The organism is Marinobacter sp. bablab_jr008 (assembly GCF_016464145.1).
Classification (GTDB): domain Bacteria; phylum Pseudomonadota; class Gammaproteobacteria; order Pseudomonadales; family Oleiphilaceae; genus Marinobacter; species Marinobacter nauticus.
The window spans coordinates 1-3,065 of sequence record NZ_JACDWW010000029.1 but is presented as its reverse complement, the minus strand read 5'-3'; the positions used below and the strand labels follow the sequence as shown (position 1 = coordinate 3,065).

Annotated in this window: 1 rRNA gene; it reads left to right on the top strand. The window is 53.7% G+C overall.

The annotated features are described in order from the left end of the window. Positions 1–238 precede the first annotated feature (238 nt). A 23S ribosomal RNA gene (locus JIF53_RS01805) occupies positions 239–3,065 on the top strand; the annotation flags it as partial.

The window sequence follows — 3,065 nt, the reverse complement described above, 5'->3', positions numbered from 1 at the left end:
CTTTCTGATCACTGGGTCAGATTTGCTCTTTAACAAATTGGACGAGATAGAACACGAATATTTTTCTCTCATTATCTCCGAGAGAAAATGTTCAAAGTGATAGCGATTTCAAGCGTTATCCGGTGTTGTCGTTGAAGTGGTTGTTCTATTGCTTCAAGTGACTGTCTCGAAGATGCCTCGGAATCAGGCTTGCCTGGTGAAGAGTGTGGATTCGTGATCAGTTGTCTTGGGGTTATATAGTCAAGCAACTAAGCGCATACGGTGGATGCCTTGGCAGTCAGAGGCGATGAAAGACGTGGAAGCCTGCGATAAGGTTCGGGGAGCTGGCAAACGAGCTGTGATCCGGACATCTCTGAATGGGGAAACCCACCAACCTTCGGGTTGGTATCTTACACTGAATCCATAGGTGTAAGAGGCGAACCAGGGGAACTGAAACATCTAAGTACCCTGAGGAAAAGAAATCAACCGAGATTCCCTAAGTAGCGGCGAGCGAACGGGGACCAGCCCTTAAGCTGAACAACTGGTAGGAGAAGGCTCTGGAAAGTGCCGCCATAGTGGGTGATAGCCCCGTATCCGAAACCTGAGTTCAGTGAAATCGAGTAGGTCGGCGCACGAGAAACGTTGACTGAACATGGGGGGACCATCCTCCAAGGCTAAATACTCCTGACTGACCGATAGTGAACCAGTACCGTGAGGGAAAGGCGAAAAGAACCCCTGTGAGGGGAGTGAAATAGACCCTGAAACCGTATGCGTACAAGCAGTCGGAGCAGACTTGTTCTGTGACGGCGTACCTTTTGTATAATGGGTCAGCGACTTATGTTCAGTGGCGAGGTTAACCGTTTAGGGGAGCCGTAGGGAAACCGAGTCTGAATAGGGCGAATTAGTCGCTGGGCATAGACCCGAAACCGGGCGATCTATCCATGAGCAGGTTGAAGGTGCCGTAACAGGCACTGGAGGACCGAACCCACTGTCGTTGAAAAGCCAGGGGATGACTTGTGGATCGGAGTGAAAGGCTAATCAAGCCCGGAGATAGCTGGTTCTCCCCGAAAGCTATTTAGGTAGCGCCTCGGACGAATACCACAGGGGGTAGAGCACTGTTTGGGCTAGGGGGTCATCTCGACTTACCAACCCCATGCAAACTCCGAATACCTGTGAGTACTATCCGGGAGACACACGGCGGGTGCTAACGTCCGTCGTGAAGAGGGAAACAACCCAGACCGCCAGCTAAGGTCCCCAAGTACCAGTTAAGTGGGAAACGATGTGGGAAGGCTCAGACAGCTAGGAGGTTGGCTTAGAAGCAGCCACCCTTTAAAGAAAGCGTAATAGCTCACTAGTCGAGTCGGCCTGCGCGGAAGATGTAACGGGGCTCAAACTGGTCACCGAAGCTGCGGCTGCATACATTGTATGCGGGGTAGGGGAGCGTTCTGTAAGCCTGCGAAGGTGTGTTGAGAAGCATGCTGGAGGTATCAGAAGTGCGAATGCTGACATGAGTAACGACAATGCGGGTGAAAAACCCGCACGCCGGAAGACCAAGGGTTCCTGCGCAACGCTAATCGGCGCAGGGTGAGTCGGCCCCTAAGGCGAGACCGAAAGGTGTAGTCGATGGGAAACGGGTTAATATTCCCGTACCTTGGATAGCTGCGATGGAGAGACGGAGAAGGCTAGGTGAGCCGGGCGACGGTTGCCCCGGTTTAAGCATGTAGGGAGTGGACTTAGGCAAATCCGGGTCCACAATCCCGAGACGCGACGACGAGTGCCCAAGGGCGCGAAGTCATTGATGCCCTGCTTCCAGGAAAATCTTCTAAGCTTCAGGCTATTCGAGACCGTACCCCAAACCGACACAGGTGGTCAGGTAGAGAATACCAAGGCGCTTGAGAGAACTCGGGTAAAGGAACTAGGCAAAATGGTGCCGTAACTTCGGGAGAAGGCACGCCGGTGTGTACGTGAAGCCCCTGCGGGTGGAGCGGAAGCCGGTCGAAGATACCAGGCCCCTGCGACTGTTTATTAAAAACACAGCACTCTGCAAACACGAAAGTGGACGTATAGGGTGTGACGCCTGCCCGGTGCCGGAAGGTTAATTGATGGGGTTAGCATTCGTGCGAAGCTCTTGATCGAAGCCCCGGTAAACGGCGGCCGTAACTATAACGGTCCTAAGGTAGCGAAATTCCTTGTCGGGTAAGTTCCGACCTGCACGAATGGCGTAACGATGGGGGCGCTGTCTCTACCCGAGACTCAGTGAAATTGAAATCGCCGTGAAGATGCGGTGTATCCGCGGCTAGACGGAAAGACCCCGTGAACCTTTACTATAGCTTCACAGTGAACTTTGAGCATGCTTGTGTAGGATAGCTGGGAGGCTTTGAAACCGGGACGCCAGTTCCGGTGGAGCCAACCTTGAAATACCAGCCTGGCATGTTTGAGGTTCTAACTCTGGCCCCTTATCGGGGTTGAGGACACTGTGTGGTGGGTAGTTTGACTGGGGCGGTCTCCTCCCAAAGCGTAACGGAGGAGCACAAAGGTGGGCTAAGCACGGTCGGACATCGTGCGGTTAGTGTAATGGCACAAGCCCGCTTGACTGCGAGACAGACACGTCGAGCAGGTACGAAAGTAGGTCATAGTGATCCGGTGGTTCTGTATGGAAGGGCCATCGCTCAACGGATAAAAGGTACTCCGGGGATAACAGGCTGATACCGCCCAAGAGTTCACATCGACGGCGGTGTTTGGCACCTCGATGTCGGCTCATCACATCCTGGGGCTGAAGCCGGTCCCAAGGGTATGGCTGTTCGCCATTTAAAGTGGTACGCGAGCTGGGTTTAGAACGTCGTGAGACAGTTCGGTCCCTATCTGCCGTGGACGTTGGAGATTTGAGGAAAGCTGCTCCTAGTACGAGAGGACCGGAGTGGACGAACCTCTGGTGTTCGGGTTGTCACGCCAGTGGCATTGCCCGGTAGCTATGTTCGGACAGGATAACCGCTGAAAGCATCTAAGCGGGAAGCCCCTTCCAAGATGAGATCTCCCCGAGGCCTCGAGCCTCCTGAAGAGCCGTTCAAGACCAGGACGTTGATAGG